This window comes from Chloroflexota bacterium (assembly GCA_016887485.1).
Classification (GTDB): domain Bacteria; phylum Chloroflexota; class Anaerolineae; order Anaerolineales; family Anaerolineaceae; genus Brevifilum.
This window is the reverse complement of the sequence record CP069394.1, coordinates 901,445-922,068: the sequence shown is the minus strand read 5'-3', so window position 1 is coordinate 922,068 and position 20,624 is coordinate 901,445. Positions and strand designations below refer to the sequence as shown.

17 protein-coding genes are annotated in these 20,624 nt (G+C 53.6%); all 17 read left to right on the top strand.

Annotated elements, in window-relative coordinates; genetic code table 11:
• The first annotated feature begins 19 nt into the window (after positions 1-19).
• The 17 genes from ssnA to glmS all read left to right on the top strand — a co-directional run bounded on the left by ssnA (position 20) and on the right by glmS (position 20,418).
• Positions 20-1,378: a putative aminohydrolase SsnA gene (ssnA, locus tag JR338_04220; GenBank protein ID QRN83960.1), complete on the top strand. Its 1,359-nt coding sequence runs from the start codon at positions 20-22 to the stop codon at positions 1,376-1,378.
• 9 nt (positions 1,379-1,387) lie between these two features.
• Complete coding sequence (gene npdG / locus JR338_04215; protein ID QRN83959.1) at positions 1,388-2,074, top strand: NADPH-dependent F420 reductase; 687 nt, start codon at positions 1,388-1,390, stop codon at positions 2,072-2,074.
• A gap of 1 nt (position 2,075) precedes the next feature.
• A complete protein-coding gene (gene cofE / locus JR338_04210; GenBank protein ID QRN83958.1) occupies positions 2,076-2,843 on the top strand; it encodes a coenzyme F420-0:L-glutamate ligase in 768 nt (255 codons plus the stop codon).
• Positions 2,844-2,849: 6 nt separating this feature from the next.
• Positions 2,850-3,404, top strand: a complete 555-nt coding sequence (locus tag JR338_04205) for a 2'-5' RNA ligase family protein (GenBank protein QRN83957.1) — start codon at positions 2,850-2,852, stop codon at positions 3,402-3,404.
• On the top strand, positions 3,401-4,345 hold the full coding sequence (locus JR338_04200; protein QRN83956.1) for a 2-phospho-L-lactate transferase: 945 nt from the start codon (positions 3,401-3,403) through the stop codon (positions 4,343-4,345). The genes JR338_04205 and JR338_04200 overlap by 4 nt, the downstream gene beginning before the upstream one ends.
• Positions 4,346-4,349: 4 nt before the next feature.
• Entirely contained in the window at positions 4,350-4,970 is a 621-nt protein-coding gene (cofC, locus tag JR338_04195; GenBank protein ID QRN83955.1) for a 2-phospho-L-lactate guanylyltransferase, read from the top strand.
• A 27-nt stretch (positions 4,971-4,997) separates the two neighbouring features.
• Positions 4,998-5,996, top strand: coding sequence for an LLM class flavin-dependent oxidoreductase (locus JR338_04190; GenBank protein ID QRN83954.1), 999 nt, complete (start codon positions 4,998-5,000; stop codon positions 5,994-5,996).
• Positions 5,997-6,061: 65 nt separating this feature from the next.
• Complete coding sequence (locus JR338_04185) at positions 6,062-6,469, top strand: PaaI family thioesterase (GenBank protein QRN83953.1); 408 nt, start codon at positions 6,062-6,064, stop codon at positions 6,467-6,469.
• Positions 6,469-7,242 carry an FAD binding domain-containing protein gene (locus tag JR338_04180; protein QRN83952.1) on the top strand — a complete coding sequence of 258 codons (774 nt, stop codon included), beginning with the start codon at positions 6,469-6,471 and terminating at the stop codon, positions 7,240-7,242. The genes JR338_04185 and JR338_04180 overlap by 1 nt, the downstream gene beginning before the upstream one ends.
• Before the next feature lies 1 nt (position 7,243).
• Complete coding sequence (locus JR338_04175) at positions 7,244-10,243, top strand: molybdopterin-dependent oxidoreductase (protein ID QRN83951.1); 3,000 nt, start codon at positions 7,244-7,246, stop codon at positions 10,241-10,243.
• A 37-nt stretch (positions 10,244-10,280) separates the two neighbouring features.
• Positions 10,281-11,642, top strand: coding sequence for a DHH family phosphoesterase (locus JR338_04170; protein ID QRN83950.1), 1,362 nt, complete (start codon positions 10,281-10,283; stop codon positions 11,640-11,642).
• A gap of 1 nt (position 11,643) precedes the next feature.
• Entirely contained in the window at positions 11,644-12,432 is a 789-nt protein-coding gene (locus JR338_04165) for an XdhC family protein (protein QRN83949.1), read from the top strand.
• Positions 12,433-12,445: 13 nt separating this feature from the next.
• Positions 12,446-13,858: an FAD binding domain-containing protein gene (locus JR338_04160; GenBank protein ID QRN83948.1), complete on the top strand. Its 1,413-nt coding sequence runs from the start codon at positions 12,446-12,448 to the stop codon at positions 13,856-13,858.
• Between the two features lie 9 nt (positions 13,859-13,867).
• Positions 13,868-16,078, top strand: coding sequence for a xanthine dehydrogenase family protein molybdopterin-binding subunit (locus JR338_04155; GenBank protein ID QRN83947.1), 2,211 nt, complete (start codon positions 13,868-13,870; stop codon positions 16,076-16,078).
• A complete protein-coding gene (locus tag JR338_04150) occupies positions 16,075-16,887 on the top strand; it encodes an EF2563 family selenium-dependent molybdenum hydroxylase system protein (GenBank protein ID QRN83946.1) in 813 nt (270 codons plus the stop codon). The genes JR338_04155 and JR338_04150 overlap by 4 nt, the downstream gene beginning before the upstream one ends.
• A 6-nt stretch (positions 16,888-16,893) precedes the next feature.
• The gene (gene yqeC / locus JR338_04145) at positions 16,894-18,279 is read left to right on the top strand and encodes a putative selenium-dependent hydroxylase accessory protein YqeC (GenBank protein ID QRN83945.1); all 1,386 of its coding nucleotides are present in this window, start codon (positions 16,894-16,896) and stop codon (positions 18,277-18,279) included.
• Between the two features lie 297 nt (positions 18,280-18,576).
• Complete coding sequence (glmS, locus tag JR338_04140; GenBank protein QRN83944.1) at positions 18,577-20,418, top strand: glutamine--fructose-6-phosphate transaminase (isomerizing); 1,842 nt, start codon at positions 18,577-18,579, stop codon at positions 20,416-20,418.
• The last annotated feature ends 206 nt before the right edge of the window (positions 20,419-20,624 follow it).

Sequence of the window (20,624 nt, the reverse complement as noted above, 5' to 3'; positions counted from 1 at the left end):
TACCAATGAGAGGAAAAGTATGCTGATCATTAACGGTAAGATCATCACTTGGGGTCCTGAGAACCAGATATTGCCTGAAGGAACAGGGATTTTGGTGCGTGAGGGGATCATTGAAAAGATTGCCCCCCAGGACGAACTCACTCAACTTTATCCAGATGAAGAACAATTGGATGCCGAAGGGCAATATGTCATGCCGGGAAATATCTGTGCGCACACCCATTTCTATGGCGCATTCTCCCGTGGGCTGGCCATCCCTGGCGACCCGCCGAAAAACTTCGTCCAGATCCTGAAGAAACTCTGGTGGAATTTAGATAAAGCTTTGGATGAGGATGGAATCAAATATTCCACTCTGGTCTGTTTGGTGGATGCCATTAAACATGGCACGACGACCCTAATCGATCATCATGCTTCACCTAATGCCATTGAAGGGTCATTGGATATCGTTGCCGATGCGGTCAATCAATCCGGGATCAGGGCTTCGCTGTGTTACGAAGTGACGGATCGCGATGGGATGGATAAGGCCGAACAGGGTATGCAGGAAAACCTCCGCTTCATCAAACGGATTGCCAAACACAACCCGGCAGATGCCAATTTGCGGGCTCATTTTGGCCTGCACGCCAGCCTGACTCTTTCGGCTGAGACCCTGAATCGCTCCCGAGACCTTTGTCCTGAGGACATTGGCTTTCATATCCATGCGGCTGAGGGTTTGGCTGACCAAGTGGACAGCCTGGAAAAATCCGGCAAACGGGTGATCTTCCGGTTGGATGAATTCGGTATCCTCCAGCCAAAATCGATTTTGGCGCATGGGGTTCATTTGGACAGCCGCGAAATCGCCCATTTGGCAGAATCTGCTGCCTGGCTGACCCATCAACCCCGTTCTAATATGAACAATGCGGTCGGTGTTGCCCCAGTGGAAGAGATGCTGGAAGCCGGCGTCCGTGTGGGCATGGGAAATGACGGATTTTCCAACACAATGTGGCAGGAATGGAAAGAAGCCTACTTACTGCCCAAGATGGCGCATTTCAACCCGCAGCAGATGAATGGCTACACCGTGATGAAGATGGCTGTTGAAAACAACAGCGAGCTTGTGACCGAGGTCTTTGACGGCTTGCGGGTGGGATGGATCAAGGAAGGCGCCGCTGCCGACCTGATCTTTGTTGACTATCATCCCTTCACGCCGCTGACATCTGGTAACTTGCCCTGGCATATCCTCTTTGGTTTCCAGGAGAGCATGGTCACAGCGACCATCGTGGCTGGAACGCCGTTGATGTATCAGAAGAAGCTACTCACCCTGAATGAGGCGGAAATTGCCCAAAAGGCGATGGAAAACGCCGTTCAGACCTGGCAGCGATTTGAAGAGATCGCAACCAAGAATTAGGATATGAGAATGACTGAAAATAAAGAAACGTATACAATCGGTATCATCGGCGGGACGGGCAAAGAAGGCAAAGGCCTGGCTTACCGCTGGGTGCAGGCCGGACATCATGTGATCATTGGCTCACGCCAGGCCGAAAAGGCCCAACGCGCAGTGGATGAACTGAAAGCGCTCCTGGAAGAGGGCGGCGGCGAACTGGAAGGTATGGAAAACCCGGAAGCTGTGGCTGCCTGTGATATCGCCGTGGTCACGGTACCCTATTCCGCTCATCGTCCAACCCTGGAGGGCTTGAAGGATCTGCTGGATGGCAAGATTGTGGTTGATGTCGTTGTTCCGATCGTGCCGCCCAAGGTGACCAAGGTCCAGATGCCGCCCGCTGGGTCCGTGGCCCAGGAAGCCCAGGAAATCCTCGGTGAGAATTGCCGGGTTGTGGATGCTTTCCAGAATATTTCCTATGAACGGTTAATGAACAAGGATGAGGACGTGGACTGTGATGTGCTGGTCTGCGGGAAATCCAAGGCCGCGCGCACGGTCGTCCTTGGTTTGGTGGCAGATACTGGCCTTAAGGGCTGGGATGCCGGTCCGATTGAGAATGCCGTTGTGGTTGAAGGGATGACATCCGTGCTGATCGGTTTGAACATTCAGCACAAGGTCAAAGCCTCCGGCATCCGGATCACCGGGATATCCGAGCAGGAATAGAATGCCCCTGACGCTTACCCCATTACAATCCATCCCAATGGTGCAGCCCGCCGACGACCTCGCGCGGATGATCCTGAATTCGCTAAATGTGCAGCAGATCAAGCTGGAGGATGGGGATATCCTGGTTTTGGCGCAGAAGATCGTCTCCAAGGCCGAAGGACGGATGAAGAACCTCACCCTGGTGAAGCCTGGCGCTGAGGCGCTGCGTTATGCTGAAATTACGGGAAAGGATCCTCGTTTGCTGGAATTGATCCTATCTGAGAGCAATGAAGTGCTGCGCACCCGAGAGAATCTGATCATTGTGGAGCATAAATTAGGCTTTGTCAGCGCCAATGCCGGCATTGACCATTCCAATGTGGAAGGATCCTGGGGGGAACCGGAAGATTGGGTGCTGCTCCTGCCGGAAAACCCTGATCTCTCCGCTGAGAAAATCCGCAAAACATTGGAAGCTGAATGTGGCTGCCAGTTGGGTGTGCAGATCATTGACTCACATGGCCGTGCCTGGCGAAATGGCACCGTCGGGGTGACAATTGGCCTTTCCGGCATCCCCGGGTTGGTGGATATGCGGGGTGAAGCGGATCTCTATGATTATCATTTAAAGGCAACCCTGATTGGTGCAGCCGATGAGTTGGCGGCAGCAGCTTCATTGATGATGGGCCAGGCCGCAGAGGGGACACCGGTCGTGCATGTGCGCGGTTTCCCTTATCCCCTAAGGGAAGGGGGCCTGCAGGAATTGATCCGGCCCAAAGATCTGGATATGTTCAGGTGAAATGGCATGTTTGCGCTGATTAGTGAACTGAGTGAACCGGCCACAGTACAGGTGATGCGTCTTTGGCGGCAGTTAAACCAAAATTGCGGCCTGGAAGGGATCTTTAATTATCCCAACCCTCATTTCACCTGGTTTTCAGCGGAAATGCTGGAAGTTGAACGCTGTGAGCCAATTATTGAAGTCATCACTCAGGAAACTGCAGCCTTTGATGTGCATACCTCAGGATTGGGCTTCTTTGATGGTGAGGATCCGGTACTCTACCTGCCGGTGGTGAAATCACCTCAATTAATGCGCCTTCATCAAAAACTTTGGGATCAACTGATGCCCTATGGGAAGGGCTTAAATGAGTTTTATTCGCCGGATGAGTGGATTCCTCATATTTCACTTGCCTTGCGTGACCTTACCTTGAAAAATTTGCCTTGCGCCATTCAATCCATTGGAAACGAGCCGTTTGATCTGGTCACCACTGTGAACACCATTTGGGTCGTCAAATCTGAAAATCAGAGTACAGGAGAGACATTGTCCGTATTTGACCTTACATCCGAAGGAAGTGAAGCATGAAGGTAGTTGCCTTAGCGGGTGGGGTTGGCGGCGCAAAGCTGGTGGATGGCTTTGCACAGCTGCTTGGGCCAGAATCGCTGAGTGTAATCGTCAATACGGGTGATGATTTTGAATATCTGGGCCTGCAGATCAGCCCTGACCTGGATACGGTCTGTTACACACTGGCTGATTTGGCAAATCCAAAGACGGGCTGGGGATTGCAAGATGAGGCCTGGACGACCTTCGATACTTTAGAAGCATTGGGCGGTTTGGCCTGGTTCCATCTGGGGGATAAGGACCTGGCAACCCATTTTTATCGCACGGAAGCCCTGAAACAGGGCAGGCGACTTTCAGAGATCACTCACGAGCTTTGCATGAAGTGGGGGGTGACCCATCCGGTTTATCCGATGAGCGATGATCCGGTCAGGACCATTGTGAAAACCAAGACCGGTGAATCCCTGGGGTTTCAGGAATACTTTGTCCACCAGGCCTGCCAACCGGAAGTGACCGGTTTTGAGTTTGTCGGGGCGGATATTTCTCAACCGGTGCCAGCAGCAATGGCCGCGATTGAGGCTGCTGATCTGGTTATCCTAGCGCCATCCAATCCCTGGGTGAGTATCGCACCGATCCTGGCAGTGCCAGGCTATTTGGACCTTATTACGGAAAAGCGTGTGATAGCCGTTTCGCCGATCATTGGCGGTAAGGCTTTGAAGGGACCGGCTGCGAAAATGTATACAGAGTTGGGATTTGACCCTTCGGCTTCTGCTGTGGCGGATCATTACCGTGATTTCCTAACGGGTTTTGTTTTTGACACAATAGATGCGGCTGAATTGGAAAAAATACGGCGTTGGCGTATAATTCCTTTAGTAACTGATATTATAATGAAGGATAGATCAGACCGTTCACGCCTGGCCAAAGAAGTCTTGGCATTTGGCGCGTCGGTCATCAATAGGAGCCAATGACCATATGAGCCTTTGGGCAATCGTTCCAGTTAAACCTCTCCGCCGGGGAAAATCCCGACTTTCTGAAATTTTATCCGAAGATGAACGAACGAACCTTAACCACCAGTTATTTGTCCATACAATTGAAATCTTAAAAGAAGTAGATGCCATCACCGATATCCTGGTGGTGAGTCGTGATTCCGATGTCCTCACCGAAGCCCGAGATCTGCAAGTGCGCACTGTGACAGAAAACGGCACACCGGAACTGAACGCCGCCCTAAGAAGGGCGACTTTATTTTCCAAGAACTTTTCCACAGAAGGTGTGCTGATCGTTCCGGCGGATTTACCATTGATGACTCCCGATGACGTGAAGGCCTTTCTGGATGCACGCACAGAACCACCCTGTATTGTCCTTGCTCCCGATCGGCGGCGTCAGGGCACGAATTTATTATTTACTACACCTGCTGACCTGTTGACTTTCTCCTATGGAAAAGAATCGTTTGACCGCCATATTGAATTGGCCAAAGAAAAAAAGGCTCAGGTGGTGATTGTGGAGAATGAACGTATCGCTTTAGACTTGGACCTACCGGAAGATTATGCTTTGCTAAATTCCGCCAAGGCGATCCCGGTTTTTATAGAAATTTAAACCTCACCTCTAGAAAAGGAAGAAGCCATGATTGAGAGAGTTGCCTTATATTTGCAAGACGCCCATGATCTTCGGGATGGCCTGGATTACGTCAAATACGCAGAGGAGCGCGGGTTTGAGGCCGTTTGGCAAGCAGAAAGTCGTCTGGTCCGGGACGCAATTGTCCCGATGGCGGCCTATGCAGCTGTCACGGATAAGCTGAAAATTGGCTCCGGCGTGATCAACAACTGGACCCGAAATATCGGCCTCCTGGCAGCGACTTATCTCACTCTGGATGACCTCGCCCCTGACCGGATCATTTGTGGGATCGGCGCCTGGTGGGACCCGCTGGCTGGCAATGTCGGCATTCATCGCAAGAACCCCCTGAAAGCTATGGAAGAGACCGTGTTGACCATGCGCCGCCTGCTCAATATGGAACGGGTGACTTTTGATGGTGAATTTGTGCATGTCAACGGCATCGAGTTGGATGTGGTTCACGGACGCCGCGAGCCTCGGAACGTACCGATCTACATAGGCGCTACCGGCCCCAAGATGCTTGAACTAACCGGCAAGATCGCTGACGGCGCGCTGCTGAATTACTGCGTGCCGCCTGCTTACAATGAGGTTGCTATCAATAAACTCAAGGCTGGTCTCAAGGAATCCGGCCGGACACTGGAAGAACTGGACCGCCCGCAGCTCGTGGTCTGCTCGGTGGATGAGGATGGCGATAAAGCGCGGGACACCACCCGTGAACTTCTGACCCAATATCTGGCCCAGCAGCCCCATATCGCCAAAGCCTCAGGCGTTTCGATGGACATCGTTCACGAGATCCAATCGATCCTTGGCTGGCCTGCCACCCACGAACAGATTGCAAAGGCCAAGCATTTGGTGCCAGATGAGCTGATCCATAAGATCACTGCTTCGGGTACGCCTGATGAGGCTCGTGCCAAAGTGCAGGAATATATTGATAACGGCGCAACCTGCCCGGTGCTCTACCCGGTGGGTGGGAACGTTAAAGTCCTGATCGATACTTTTGCAACAAAATAGCGATGCATAAAAAACAACCAGGCTCATCGAATTGTTTCATTTGTGGCCAGGAAAATCCAGTTGGTTTGAAATTGGATTTCCACTTTATCGAACCCGGCCTGGTTCAGACAGAGATCAACATCCCTGCCCAATATGAAGGTTACACTGGTGTGGTCCATGGCGGTATTTTAGCTGCCATTTTGGATGAGACCGGTGGACGGGCTTTGATGGAAAATCCAAATCACTTTATGGTCACGGCGCAACTCAATGTCCGCTATCGGAAACCTGTGCTTTCTGAGACGCCTTTGGTCGCCATTGGCGTTGCAGGAGAGCGAAAAGGCAAGGTTGCTAAAGCCCATGCGGAGATTCGCAATGGCGATGGAGAAATCTTGACCGAGGCGGAATTGGTGTTGGTAGATATCCCTGAAAGCCAATTAACGGATGTGGATCTGGAGGAGATGGGCTGGCGCGTTTATCCTGATAAGGAGGACTGATGATAAAAGAATATTTCCGGCCTGGTTCGGTTGCAGAGGCCGTTCAATTATTGAAAGATGAAGGCTCTAACCTGAAGCCACTTGGGGGTGGCACTTATTTGAGCCGCCATCAGGGGGATATCCCTGGTGTGGTTGATCTGCAGGGTACCGGTTTAGATCAGGTTGAAACGCGCGGACAGCGGATTGCGGCTGGCGCGATGGTCCAGTTGGTGCAATTGGTGGAACATCCTGATGTTCACGAGGCGATTAAAGCCGCGATTTTGCTGGATTCTTCCCTGAATATCCGCAATATGGCAACCATCGGCGGGTGGCTGATGAGCAGTGATGCCCGGTCAGCTCTCTCCACAGTTTTATTGGCATTGGACGCCACGCTGACCTGGGAGCCGGACGGCAACCGGGTACGGATGGGGAACTGGCTGCCGATGCGGGACGAGGAAAAGCCCGGTGTGCTGATGACGGAGGTCGAATGGTGGCTGCGGCCGCATGTCGTGTTCGAGTATGTGGCCCGTTCACCTAAAGACCGGCCAACCCTGATTGTTGCTGCCGCCCAATGGGGCTCGGGCAGGACACGAGTGGTTTTAGGCGGCTATGGGGCCGCACCGATTGTGGCCATGGACGGACCGGAAGACCGAGGTGTAGATGTCGCCGCCCGAGATGCGTATTTTGAGGCAGAAGACCAATGGGCGACTGCTGTCTACCGGCGGGAAGTCGCCTCCCGGCTGGCATTAAGATGCCTGGATCGGATTGATGCGCTCAAGGAAAGCGAGGCCTGAAATGAACGTTACACTGACGATCAATGGACAAGAATTCCCTCTGCGGGTTGATCCCAATGAACGATTATTAGATACCCTGCGTAAACTAGGTTTCTTCAGTATTAAAAGCGGCGGCTGTGAGCATGGTGAATGCGGCGCCTGTACAATCCTTTTTGATGGCAGGTCGGTCAACAGCTGCACGATGCTGACGGCTCAAGCTGAAGGTCATAAAATTCAAACTGTGGAAGCTGAGGGTGCCCATCCCGATCACGGCTGGAAGAAAACCGATGGGTTGAGTGTGATCCAACAGGCTTTTGTAGAAGTTGGCGCGATCCAGTGCGGTTACTGTACGCCGGCGATGGTGCTGACAGCTAAGGCCCTTTTGAATCGTGACCCCAATCCGGACGAGGACCAGGTCCGGGACGCTCTTTCGGGCGTCCTGTGCCGCTGCACCGGTTACATCAAGCCCGTGCAGGCAGTTTTACGGGCCGCTGCAATTTTACGCGGCGAAGAAGTCATGCCGGTCAATGGGCCGATTGATGTCACTGAGGCTTTGAAGCCGTCAGAAGGACCTGTTGACGGCGGCGTGCCTGTGACCAATGGTAAAGGCACCTTGACCGAAACCAAGATCCTGCCACAATTGAAGATTGTTGACCCGCATTCAGAGATGAAGACTGTGGGCCATGCAGAGACCAAAGTGGACGCGGTCAAACTGGTACAGGGGAAACCAGCCTTTGTGGCTGACTATGAGATGCGCGACCTGCTCTATGCCAAAGTGCTGCGCAGCCCTCATGCCCACGCTGAGATCAAAAATATCGACACCTCCCGGGCGGAAGCCCTGCCGGGTGTCGCTGCGGTACTTACCTGGAAAGACCTCCCACGAGTAGCCTATTCCACAGCAGGACAGTCCCACCCGATCCCCGGGCCGCTGGATTCCTTCTCGCTGGATCATAAGGTGCGCTTCGTGGGTGACCGGGTGGCTTTTGTGGCCGCCGAATCGGTTGCCATTGCTGAAGCTGCCTTGGATTTGATTGATGTTGAATATGAAGTGCTGGAACCTTTGTTGGATCCCAGCAAAGCGATGGATAAGGGTGCACCGGTTATCCATGATGAACCGGAATATGTGAATTTTGACGAATCGGATCCTTCCCGCAATATCGCGGCGGAAATCCGAATTGATATTGGCGATGTCGAAAAAGGCTTCGCCGAAGCGGATCGGATCATTGAAGGGGATTATGATGTCCCCAAGGTCCAGCAGGCTCATATCGAACCCCATGTCGTGATGACCTATTGGGATGAGGATGACCGCCTGGTGATCAAGACCAGCACCCAGGTGCCCTTCCATGTCCGGCGGCAGATTGCTCCGGTGTTGGACTTGCCGATCAAGCGCATTCGAGTGATCAAACCCCGGATTGGCGGCGGTTTTGGCGGCAAGCAGGAAGTGCTGGTGGAGGATGTCGCTGCACACCTCACGATTGCCACGGGCAAACCGGTGCTCTATGAAATGACCCGGGAAGAGGAATTCATTGGCGCACGGACCCGGCACCCAATGCGCATTCACCTAAAAACCGGCCTCAAGAATGACGGCACGATCACGGCGAATGAGATGTACTGCCTGAGTGATACCGGTGCCTATGGCTGCCATGCGCTGACTGTGGCCGGCAATACCGGTCATAAGGCGATGGCGATTTATGTGGGAGATGGTGAATATCGTAAAGATCCTAACATTCGCTTCTATTCGGATGTGGTTTATACCAACACAGTGCCCTCCGGCGCTTACCGAGGTTACGGTGTCCCGCAGGGATTCTGGCCGGTGGAGCGGCATATGGAGAACATTGCCCGAGAATTAGGTATGGACCCGATTGAATTCCGCTTGAAGAATGCATTGCGCTCCGGTGAGATCCATCCCTTCAGCAAGGCCTGGAGCGAGGGTCGCGAACCGAAGCCTGAGACGATCTACACTATTGGCCTGGAGGATTGTGTTGAACAGGGCCGCATGGCGATAGGTTGGGATCATAAATTTAATAATCAGCAGTGGCATATCGTCCCTGGCCAAAAGCATCTGCGTAAGGGGATTGGTGTGGCAATGGTGATGCAGGGCACCGCTATTCCCTATTTGGATATGGGCGGGGCAAGCATCAAGATGAATGACGACGGATCGTTTAACCTGTTGGTAGGTGCCACGGACCTCGGTACTGGCTCCGATACGGTCCTGGCACAGATGGCCGCAGAGACACTCGGTGTTCCGGTGGAGGATTTTGTGGTGTATTCTTCCGACACCGATTTCACCCCCTTTGACAAAGGTGCTTATGCTTCCAGTACGACTTATATTTCCGGAACTGCGACGGTGAAAGCCGCTGAGATCGTGGCGGAACGAATTCGGGTGCGGGCATCCATGATGTTCGCCGAGGAAGGTAAGACCGTATCCCCGGATGAGATCATCCTGGAAGACCGCAAGGCTATTGCGCCCTCCGGTGAGTTCTATACCATGAAGGAAATTGGCCTGAATTCATTACACCAGACCGATCAGGAACAGATCATGGGCGTTGCTTCACACATGTCCCCGGTGGCACCACCACCATTTGCAGCGCAATTCGCCGAAGTGACCGTGGATGTCGAAAGCGGAATGGTCACGGTTGATAAATTAGTCATGGCTGTAGATTCGGGTGTGATTATCAACCCTGTGACGGCCTCGGGGCAGATTGAAGGGGGCATGGCCCAGGCTTTGGGGTATGCGGTCAGTGAAGAAATGCGCTATGATAAAGACGGTCAGCCCCGTGAGAAGGATTTCGTGGATTATCATATCTTCCGGGCCGACGAGATGCCGGAGCTGACCACGATCTTTGTTGAGACTTATGAACCCTCGCATCCCTATGGCGCTAAAGCTGTGGCGGAGATCCCATTGGACGGGGTTGCGCCTGCAGTAGGGAATGCCATTTTGGATGCTTGTGGGGTTGCGTTGAACACCATTCCTGCCATTCCAGAACGGATTTGGCGGAACTTAAAAGGTTTACCTTTATAGGAAGAGGTCTGAAGACTTAATGGCGAGTATTCACAGTATGGCAAATTTGCGGGATTCAAACCGCATTTTTGTCATTGGTCATGTCAACCCTGATACCGATGCGATTGCCTCGGCGATGGGCTATGCCTGGTTGCTGCAGGAAAGGGATGGGGCGAACGCAGTTCCAGCTCGGTCAGGGGCGATCAACAGGCAAACTGCCTGGGTTCTACACGAAGTGAACCTTGAACCCCCTGTACTTTTCAATGATGCTTCTCCCCGTTTTGATTCGGTGATGCATAGATTAGACACGGTCACACCCGACCGGCCATTGAGTGAAGCCTGGGCGATATTGAACCGGACCGGAGGAATTGCCCCTGTGGTAAACCCAGATGGGACGCCCTATGGGCTGATCACCGGTCAATCACTTTTTAATTTCCTCAGCCGCCATATGGGTCCACATCCCCGCTATAAGGAGATGACCCTGGCAGAACTGCTGGAAATCCCTTGCAAGGAATCTGCTGAGACGGATATTGCTCGCTATACCGCTACGACCCGCATTAGGGACGTGATCCGGCGATTGCTGCGCGACGAAGTGGATGAATTTTGGGTATTGGATGACAACAAACGCTATTTGGGCATTTGTCGTCAACGGGACTTGCTCGATCCGCCGCGCTTGAAGATCATTTTGGTGGATCATAATGAACCTCAGCAGGCATTGGGCTCCCTGGACGAGGCCGAATTGGTCGAAATCCTTGATCACCACCGGCTGGGTAACCCTACCACGCATGAACCGATCCGTTTCACAGTGGATGTGGTGGGAAGTACCTCCACGCTGGTGTCGGAATTAATTGAAGACGCAGGGTTGAGTGCCCCGCCTGAGCTGGCTGGATTGATGCTGGCCGGGCTGTTATCGGATACGCTGGTAATGACCTCTCCGACTACCACAGAACGGGACCATCAGGCTGCTGAACGTTTGGGCCGCTGGGCTCTGGTATATGGTGGGCCTTTGGAAGGGGAGACAATCCATAGTTTCGGTGAGAAGGTACTCGCTGCCGGGGCTGGGCTTTCCAGCCGGGACCCGAAAGATGTGGTCTCAACGGATATGAAGCAGTATGAGGCCGCCAGCACCCGCTTTGCGATTGCGCAGGCAGAAGTTTCCGATCTTTATGAGCTGAACGACTATCTGGAGCCACTGAGGAACGCCCTGCAGGAATTGCGTGAACGCCGGAGCCTGGATTTCGCCATGCTGATGGTGACCGATGTGGTGCAGGGTGACAGCCGTCTGTTAATGGTGGATGCACCTGCAGTTTTGGAAGAATTGCCGTACCGTCCGCTTTCCGATGGAACCCGCCTGGCAACGGGTGTGGTCTCCCGAAAGAAACAGCTCCTGCCGGTGGTATTTAGCTTACTTGAGGACTAAGATGTCATTATTGGATCACTTGAATGAAGCGGTGCATGCCGGGCAACCTGTGGCGCTGTGTACGGTGGTCAATACCACAGGTTCAGTCCCGCGCCATGCCGGAGCGAAGATGCTTGTCTTCCCTGACGGCCGCTTTGAAGGCACGGTGGGCGGCGGGGAGACGGAAAAACTCGCTCATCAGGAAGCACTCGGTGCGATCAAGGATGGACGAACTCGTTTTTTAAAATATAATTTAATTAACGTTGAAAAAGGCGATCCGGGACTATGTGGAGGGACGGTGACGATTTTCGTCGAGCCCTTTCTGAGCGCGCCAACCGTGGTGGTCATCGGCGGCGGGCATGTTGGCCGGGCAGTGGTCCATTTGGCCTCATGGTTGGGATATCGCGTCGTCCTCAGTGACGACCGGGTTGAACTCTGTACACCGGAAGCGGTCCCTGAGGCTGATGAGTATCTGCCGATTCCAATTGAAGAGGTTCCGGGAAGGGTAACCATTGGGCCACAGACCTTCTTTGTGTTGGTGACTCGGGGCGTGGAAGTGGACCTGATGGGTCTGCCGCCTCTGTTTGAGACCTCCGCTCCCTATATCGGCTTGATTGGCTCAAAGCGACGCTGGGCTCACTGCCAGGAGAAGTTGCTGGAAGCCGGGATCCCCCAGGAGCAGATTGACCGAGTACATTCACCGATTGGGCTGGAAATCAACGCAGAGACCCCGGACGAAATAGCAGTCAGTATTATGGCGGAAATTACCGCCATTCGAAACGAAGGCAAACGACATTTTCGTAAGGCCTAAGGAGAGAAGTCGTATGTGGCAAAACTATATCATGGCAGAAACACTCGATGAGGCAGTTGCGGCCTTAGCACAGGCGGGTGACTCCGCCCGGATCATCGCCGGGGGCACAGATTTGATCCTGGAGATCGAACGCGGTGTCCGGCCGAACCTCAAAACGATTATTGACATATCCAAGATACCAGGCCTGGATAGCATCACGGAAGATCTGGATGGAACCATCCATCTTGGCCCGACAGTCACCCATAATCATGTGGTCGGCTCACCCTTGATCCATGAAAAGGCTTTTGCCCTGCTGCAGGCATGTTGGGAAGTTGGTTCTCCCCAAATCCGCAATCGTGGGACGGTAGCCGGAAACCTGGCGACCGCTTCACCCGCCAATGATACGATCAGCCCGCTGATGGCTTTGGACGCCAAATTGACCCTACGCTCTCTGCGGGGAGAGCGGGTTGTGCCGCTATCGGAATTCTATACCGGTGTGCGGCGAACGGTGATGGCGCCGGATGAGATTATTACCGATATTGCTTTCAAGGGATTGACGGATAGTCAACCTTCCTTCTTTATCAAATCAGCCCTGCGAAAAGCCCAGGCCATCTCGGTGATCAATGTCACCGTCATTCTGGATCTGGATGGCTGGCAGGTATTGGATGCCCGAATCACCCTGGGCGCCGCCGCTCCCACCATTATCAACGCTGAGAAAGCAGAAGCCTTCCTGATGGGTAAAGCCTTAGGCGAGGATGTGATTGAAGAAGCCGGCACTCTGACAGCACAGGCTGCTCAACCGATCTCGGATATCCGCGGCTCTGCGGAATATCGGGATTACATGATTGGCGTGATTGCCAAACGTGCCCTGACAGCGATTATGAACGGCGGGGATAAGGAGCTTGTACCTGATGAACCGGTGCTCCTGATGGGGGATGGGATGTTTGCCCAGAAACCGAAGGTGCCCTGGGATGGCAAGGAAATCCATACCTGGATCAATGGCAAGGAATATCATTTCAAGAGTGGTTTTAATAAGACCTTGTTGAACCTGATCCGGGAAGACGCCGGATTGACCGGCACAAAGGAAGGCTGCGCCGAAGGGGAATGCGGCGCATGCACGGTGTTCCTCGACGGCCGGGCCGTGATGAGCTGTCTCGTGCCCGCTCCCCGTGCGCACGGCGCTGAGATTGTGACGATTGAAGGCTTGCAGGAAGGTGGCGAATTGAGCGTCATGCAGAATGCCTTTGTGGAGCATGGTGCGATCCAATGCGGTTTCTGCACCCCGGGTTTCATCATGTCCGCAACCAAACTGCTGGAAGAAAAGGAAACCCCCTCGCAGGCCGAGATCAGACAGGCAATCACGGGCAATCTTTGCCGCTGCACAGGATATTACAAGATCATTGAAGCGATTGAGGTCGCAAGCAAGACTCAATCGAAGCAGGCTTAGGAGCTAAAAATGGCGACAGTCGGAAAATCTGTTATACGATTTGATGTAAAAGACAAAGCCACCGGCGCCGCGCTCTATCCCGGTGATTTCAATATGCCCGACCAGGTATATATGAAGGTGCTCTTTGCCGAGCGCCCACACGCGATTGTCAAATCGATTGACACTTCAGCAGCGGAGGCCATGGGAGGTGTTATCGCTGTCTTCACGGCCAAGGATGTCCCGGTGAATGAATATGGCTTGGGCATCTCCGATCAACCTGTGCTCTGTGGACCGGGATCCTCGATACCATTCGCGGATCATGTCCGGTTTGTGGGTGATCAGGTTGCTTTGGTTGTAGCTGAAAGCAATGAAATTGCTGAGGCGGCCCGGAAGAAAATCAAAGTGGATTATGAAGACCTCCCACTGGTGACGGAAACAGAAGCGTCGATAACTGATGAGATCCTGGTACACCCTGAAAAGGGAACCAATCTGATGTTACATTACAAAATTCGGCACGGCGATGTGGAAGAGGCTTTTACGAAATGCGATGTGATTGTAGAGGGGGAATATCATACCCCGATGCAGGAACATGCTTATCTTCAACCTGAAGCCGGTATTTCCTATATTGACGAGGAAGGCCGGATCACTGTGGTTGTCGCTGGTCAATGGACCCATGAGGATCAGGAGCAAATTGCGCATTCACTCACACTGCCTGAAGAAAAAATTCGGGTGATCTATCCCGCGATCGGCGGCGCTTTTGGCGGCCGTGAGGATATGTCTGTGCAGATCATTCTGGGTTTGGCTACGATGCGGTTGCATGAACGAGGAATTGATCGACCGGTTAAGATCATCTGGACGCGGGAAGAATCGATCATTGGGCACCATAAACGCCATGCTTATAAACTGAAGGCGAAATGGGGTGCGACGAAGGAAGGTAAGGTCCTCGCAGCAAAAGTCGATATCCTGGCCGATGGCGGCGCCTATATGTATACGACCAACAAGGTTCAGGGTAATGCGACTATCGTATGCTCCGGGCCTTACGAGATTCCTAACGTTCATGTCGATTCTCGGTCTGTTTATACCAATAATGTACCCGGTGGCGCTTTCCGTGGATTTGGCGGCCCTCAGGGTGCCTTTGAAGCAGAAATGCAGATGAATCGCCTGGCGGAAGCCCTCAATATGGATCCGGTTGAATTGCGGATGCGAAATTTGATCGATGATGACTCGATCCTATCCGTCAATACAAAACCACCTAAGGGCGTCACAATTAAACCGGTCATGGCTGTCTGTGCAGAGCGATCCGGGTGGACTGAGACGGACAAGGGCTGGCAAGCGCCAGGGCCAATACCCGGAGATGGTGTTATCAAACGGGGACGCGGAATTGCCTGCAGCTTTAAGAATGTCGGATTTTCATTTGGTTATCAAGAAAACAGCGCAGCTATCATTGACCTTTATGGTGACAAAGAAATAGAAAAAGCCGTCCTGCATCACGCCGGCGCGGATGTTGGTCAAGGTGCTCATTCCATTTTCCGCCAAATTGTTGCGGAAGAATTGAATTTACCACTTGAGAAAGTTGAACTAATTGCCTCAGATACCAGCTCATCAGGGAATTCTGGAAGCTCCTCAGCTTCTCGGATGACTTTCATGGGTGGGAACTCCGTACTTGGCGCTGCCAAATTGGCATTGAAGAAATGGCAGGAAACGGATGAACGGCCTCTAACGGTTGAATATAAATATTTAGCGCCGCCTACTCAACCATTTAATAAAGAGACAGGCGAGTGCTATCCGAACGTGTCCTACGGTTATGTGGCGGAGAATGTTGAATTGGAAGTGGATACGGAGACAGGTGAAATTCACTTGTTAAAGATCCTCTGTGCGGATGACGTCGGCAAGGCGATCAATCCCATGCAGGTGGAAGGGCAAATTGAAGGTGCGCTAATCCAGGCCGCCGGTTATTCCATCTTGGAGAACTTCATCCAAAAGGATGGCAAGGTTTTAACCAACATGCTCTCCAATTACCTGATTCCCACGGTGCTGGATATTCCTGACGAAGTGGAATCTGTGATTCTTGAATTTGCTGAACCCAATGGACCTTATGGTGCTCGGGGTATGTCAGAAATGCCCTATTTGCCGCTGGCACCAGCTATTATGGCGGCCATGCACGATGCGACCGGCGTCTGGTTTGATGAATTCCCGCTGACCCCAGAGCGAGTCCTGCGGAAATTGGGGAAGATAAAATGATCCCCTTTGTCCTGGTCTGGGGTGGGGGTGACCTGGCCAGCGGTGTCGCTCTCCGGTTACATCGTTCTGGGATCCATGTGGTCGTTGTGGAACGCTCGCAACCATTGGCTGTCCGCCGTTCGGTGGCTTTTGCCCAGGCGGTTTATGATGGTGATGCCACCATTGAAGAAGTGACCGGTCGGTTGATCCAATCTGCTGACCAGATGGGGGCCTGCTGGCAAAACGAGGAAATTCCGGTGATTATTGACCCGGACTTGAACCTGCTGAACAAATTTTATCCTGTTGCGGTGGTGGATGCGCGGATGCGCAAGAAAGCCACTGAGATTGATCTTTCCATCGCCGATATGGTGATCGGCCTGGGTCCGGGCTTCACCGTTGGCAAGAACTGCCACGCCGCAGTGGAGACCAACCGCGGGCACTTCCTCGGCCGGGTCTATTGGGAAGGCAGCCCGGAACCGGATACCGGCATTCCTGGCAAAGTGCAGGAATATGCTGCTGAACGGGTGCTACATGCCCCGGCAACTGGCATTGTGGAGACCTTGGTGCCGATTGGGCATACCGTCAAGAAAGGCGATCCGCTCTTGTTGGTGAACGGTCAGGCGGAAGTTGCGCCCTTTGATGGCGTCGTACGTGGTTTGATTCACAATGGCGTGCAGGTGCGGGAGGGTATGAAGGTGGGGGATGTGGATCCGCGGCCAGAGATCTTTCGCTGCTGGTATGCTTCGGAGAAATCGCTGTCAATTGGCGGCGGTGTGTTGGAAGCATTGTTAACGCGACCGAAGATTCGGCAGCAGCTCTGGGAAGGATAATCCGGTTTGGACCTCCAAAGGGTATTTAGACTCCGGCAAGGTGAGTGCATCGCATTAACCGGTGCGGGCGGGAAAACCAGCCTGATGTTTGCCCTGGCAGAGTGCTATCCGGGCCCGGTGATCCTGACGACCACAACCCATTTGGGTGCCTGGCAATCCCCATTGGTGGAAAGACATCTTATCCTCCAACCTGGCGAGGATTTATCTCAAGATTTCATTGAAAACACCCATTCGCTCCTTGTGACAGGCCCAGTCAGTTCGGATGACAGGCTGGTGGCACTGGAACCGCGCCAATTGGAGACGCTCAGCGATTATTGTCGGAAAAACAGGATAACCTTGTTGATCGAAGCGGATGGGGCCCGTCAGAGGAACCTGAAAGCCCCCGCAGGTCACGAACCAGCCGTTCCTGAGTGGGTGGATCAGGTGATTGTGGTGGCTGGGTTAGGTGGTTTGGGCCAGCCACTGGATGAGACCACCGTTCACCGGCCGGAACGTTTTGCCGCGATAAGCGGCTTTAAACTGGGCTACCGAATTACCAGTGAAGCGCTGATTAGGACGCTGAGGAGTGTGGAGGGTGGCTTGAAAGGCATCCCACCCAAAGCCAAGCGGACCTTATTTCTAAATCAGGCAGATACACCCAAATTGCAGTCCCAAGCTGGACGGATCGCCAGTGAATTGAGGGATTGTTATTCACAGGTGGTGATTGGTTCTTTGCAACAGCCAGGTAAAGATGGGACGGTTTTTAGTGTTCACTCGAAGGTTGCAGGCGTGATCCTGGCAGCAGGTGGCAGCAAGCGCCTGGGACGGCCCAAGCAGTTGCTGGGCTGGCAGGGACAACCATTTATCGCCAAAGTGGCCCAAAACGCCTTAGATGCGGGCCTGACACCGCTGGTCGTGATCACTGGGGCGGAATCCGACGCGGTGAGGGCTTCGCTGACCGAATTACCTGTGACTATTGTGCATAATCCGGATTGGCAGAAAGGCCAATCGACATCACTGAAAAAGGGCGTTCAGGCATTACCGGAGGACTGTCAGGCGGCGGTCTTTTTGATGAGTGATCAGCCCCAGGTTTCGCCGACATTGATCCGATCGGTGGTGGAGGCCTATTATGCCAACCTCCTGCCCATTGCAGCCCCAAGGATTTCTGGAAGACGGGCGAACCCAGTGCTGTTTGCCAGGGAAGCATTTGATGCTCTGGAGGCCATTCAGGGGGATCAGGGTGGCAGGGCGGTATTCAGTCAGTTTGAGGTAGCCTGGCTGGAGTGGTCAGATGAGCGTGACGCCTTGGATGTGGATGACGAGGAAGGCTATGAACGGCTGAAACGAGCCTATTTCCCTGACTCGGAACGCGGAACAGGCTTTCACGACTTCCTTACCGATTCCGGTGATTAAGGTATAATGGGGGGCACCTTAATTGAGGTGAACGTAGAACATTGACATGGGAATAAGAAGCGCCTGGCCAGCTTGAAGATTAAGTTGGTGACGAGGAAGGAGGTTCCCCAGTGCAAACCGGGGTTAACGGCTGGTCGCTGCCAGTCGGAAAATCGAGAGATCGGCGGATGCCTCCCACTACAAGAGTAGTTGATTCCCATACCGAACACAACTGAGTGCCAAGCCCCAAGAGGCCCCTGTGATGGCGGCCCCATTTCTGGACGCGTGGCGCGCAAACAACCATGGAGATAAGAACCTATGTGTGGCATTGTTGGCTATATCGGAGACCAGGATTCAACCCCCATTATCTTGAAGGGACTGAAACGCCTCGAATATCGGGGCTACGATTCGGCCGGTGTGGCTGTGTTGGATAACGGCCATATCGAAATCCGGCGTGATGCCGGGAAGTTGAGCCACCTGGAAGCTTTGGTGCATGATCTGCCGTTGCATGGCAAGATCGGCATTGGGCATACCCGCTGGGCAACCCACGGCGAACCCAACGCCCGGAACGCCCACCCGCATATCGGCAGTACCGGTGAGTTCGTGGTGGTGCATAACGGGATTGTGGAAAATTACCTGACGCTGCGTGAAGAACTGGCTGCCGAGGGTACCGTTTTTCATTCCGATACCGATTCAGAGACCATCGTGCACCTGGTGGAGAAATTCTACGCTGCAGGTACGACATTGGTTGAAGCTGTCCGTCAGACCCTGCGTCAGTTGAAGGGCGCGCATGGGATCGTGGTGATGTCCTCCCGCGAACCTGATAAGATCGTGGCGGCTCGGATGGGGAATGCCGGCGGTGTGGTGATCGGTTTGGGCGAGGGCGAGAACTTCGTCGCATCTGACCTGCCGGCGATCCTTGAACACACCCGCCGGGTGATGTTCCTAGAATCGCATCAGATGGCGATTGTCACCAAGGAATCCGTGGAAGTGACCGACCTGGACGGTAACCCGGTGGATCTGCCGGTGCAAACCATCTCCTGGGACCCGGTGGCTGCAGAGAAGGGCGAATATCGTCACTTCATGCAGAAGGAAATTCACGAACAGGTCCGCTCGCTGACCGACACACTTGCCGGCCGGGTGGATTTTGACGAGGGCAAGGTCATCCTGCACGAGTTGAACCTGGATGCCGAAAAAGCTAAGAAAATCAAGCGGATCATCATCACCGCCTGCGGCACGGCCGCTCACGCCGGGATGGTGGGTAAGATCCTGATCGAACGGATTGCCCGAATTCCAGTGGAAGTGGCGATTGCCTCCGAGTTCCGCTATGCTGACCCCCTGATCGATGAAGATACCGTGGTGATGGCGATCAGCCAGTCAGGCGAGACGGCAGATACTCTGGCGGCGATGGAAGAAGGCCGCTCGAAGGGCGCGATGCTGTGGTCGATCGTGAATGCGATTGGCTCACAGGCGATGCGGATTGCCGATGGCTGCATTTCGATGCAAACCGGACCTGAGATCGGCGTGGCTTCGACAAAGGCTTTCACGGCGCCGTTAATTGACCTCTATCTGCTGGCGGTCTATCTGGGTGACCTGCGCGGCACACTGGATGCCGGAGAGCGCTACCAGCTGGTCAATGACCTGATGGGCGTCCCTGCGCTGGTGGGTGAATGCCTGAACCGTGAGCCGCAGGTGTTGGAGCTGGCCCGCAAGTTTATGAACATGGAGCACATGCTTTACCTGGGGCGGGGCATCAATATGCCGATTTCCTATGAAGGCGCATTGAAACTTAAAGAAATTTCGTATATCCACGCCGAGGGCTACCCGGCGGGTGAGATGAAACACGGCCCGATCGCCTTGATCGATCAGGATATGCCCGTGGTGGCGCTGGTGGCGGATGACCCCTGGTATGACAAGATGATCAGCCAGATCGAACAGGCGCTGGCCCGCGGCGGGGCAGTGATCGCAGTGGCGACGGATGGCGATGAGCGCATCCCGGACCTGACCGAGAACATCCTCTGGGTGCCGAGGACGCCCTGGCTGCTCTCACCGGTGATCACGATTATCCCGCTGCAGCTTTTTGCCTATCATATCGCCTCGCTGCTGGGATTGGATGTGGATCAGCCGAGGAATTTGGCAAAGAGCGTGACGGTGGAGTAAGAAACTACATTTGAGAATATGCAGAAGGGTGGGCCAACAGCCCGCCCTTTTTTATGTTATGGGTGTGGTTGATACTCAGCAAATTTGATAGAATAAAAAGTGAACTGATATCGTAGGTCACGTGTGGTGGCGCAGCCGTCTACGTGACAAAGTTGATATGATTGTCACGCTGGAAGCGTGACCTACGGTGTTCGGGACTGTTAATT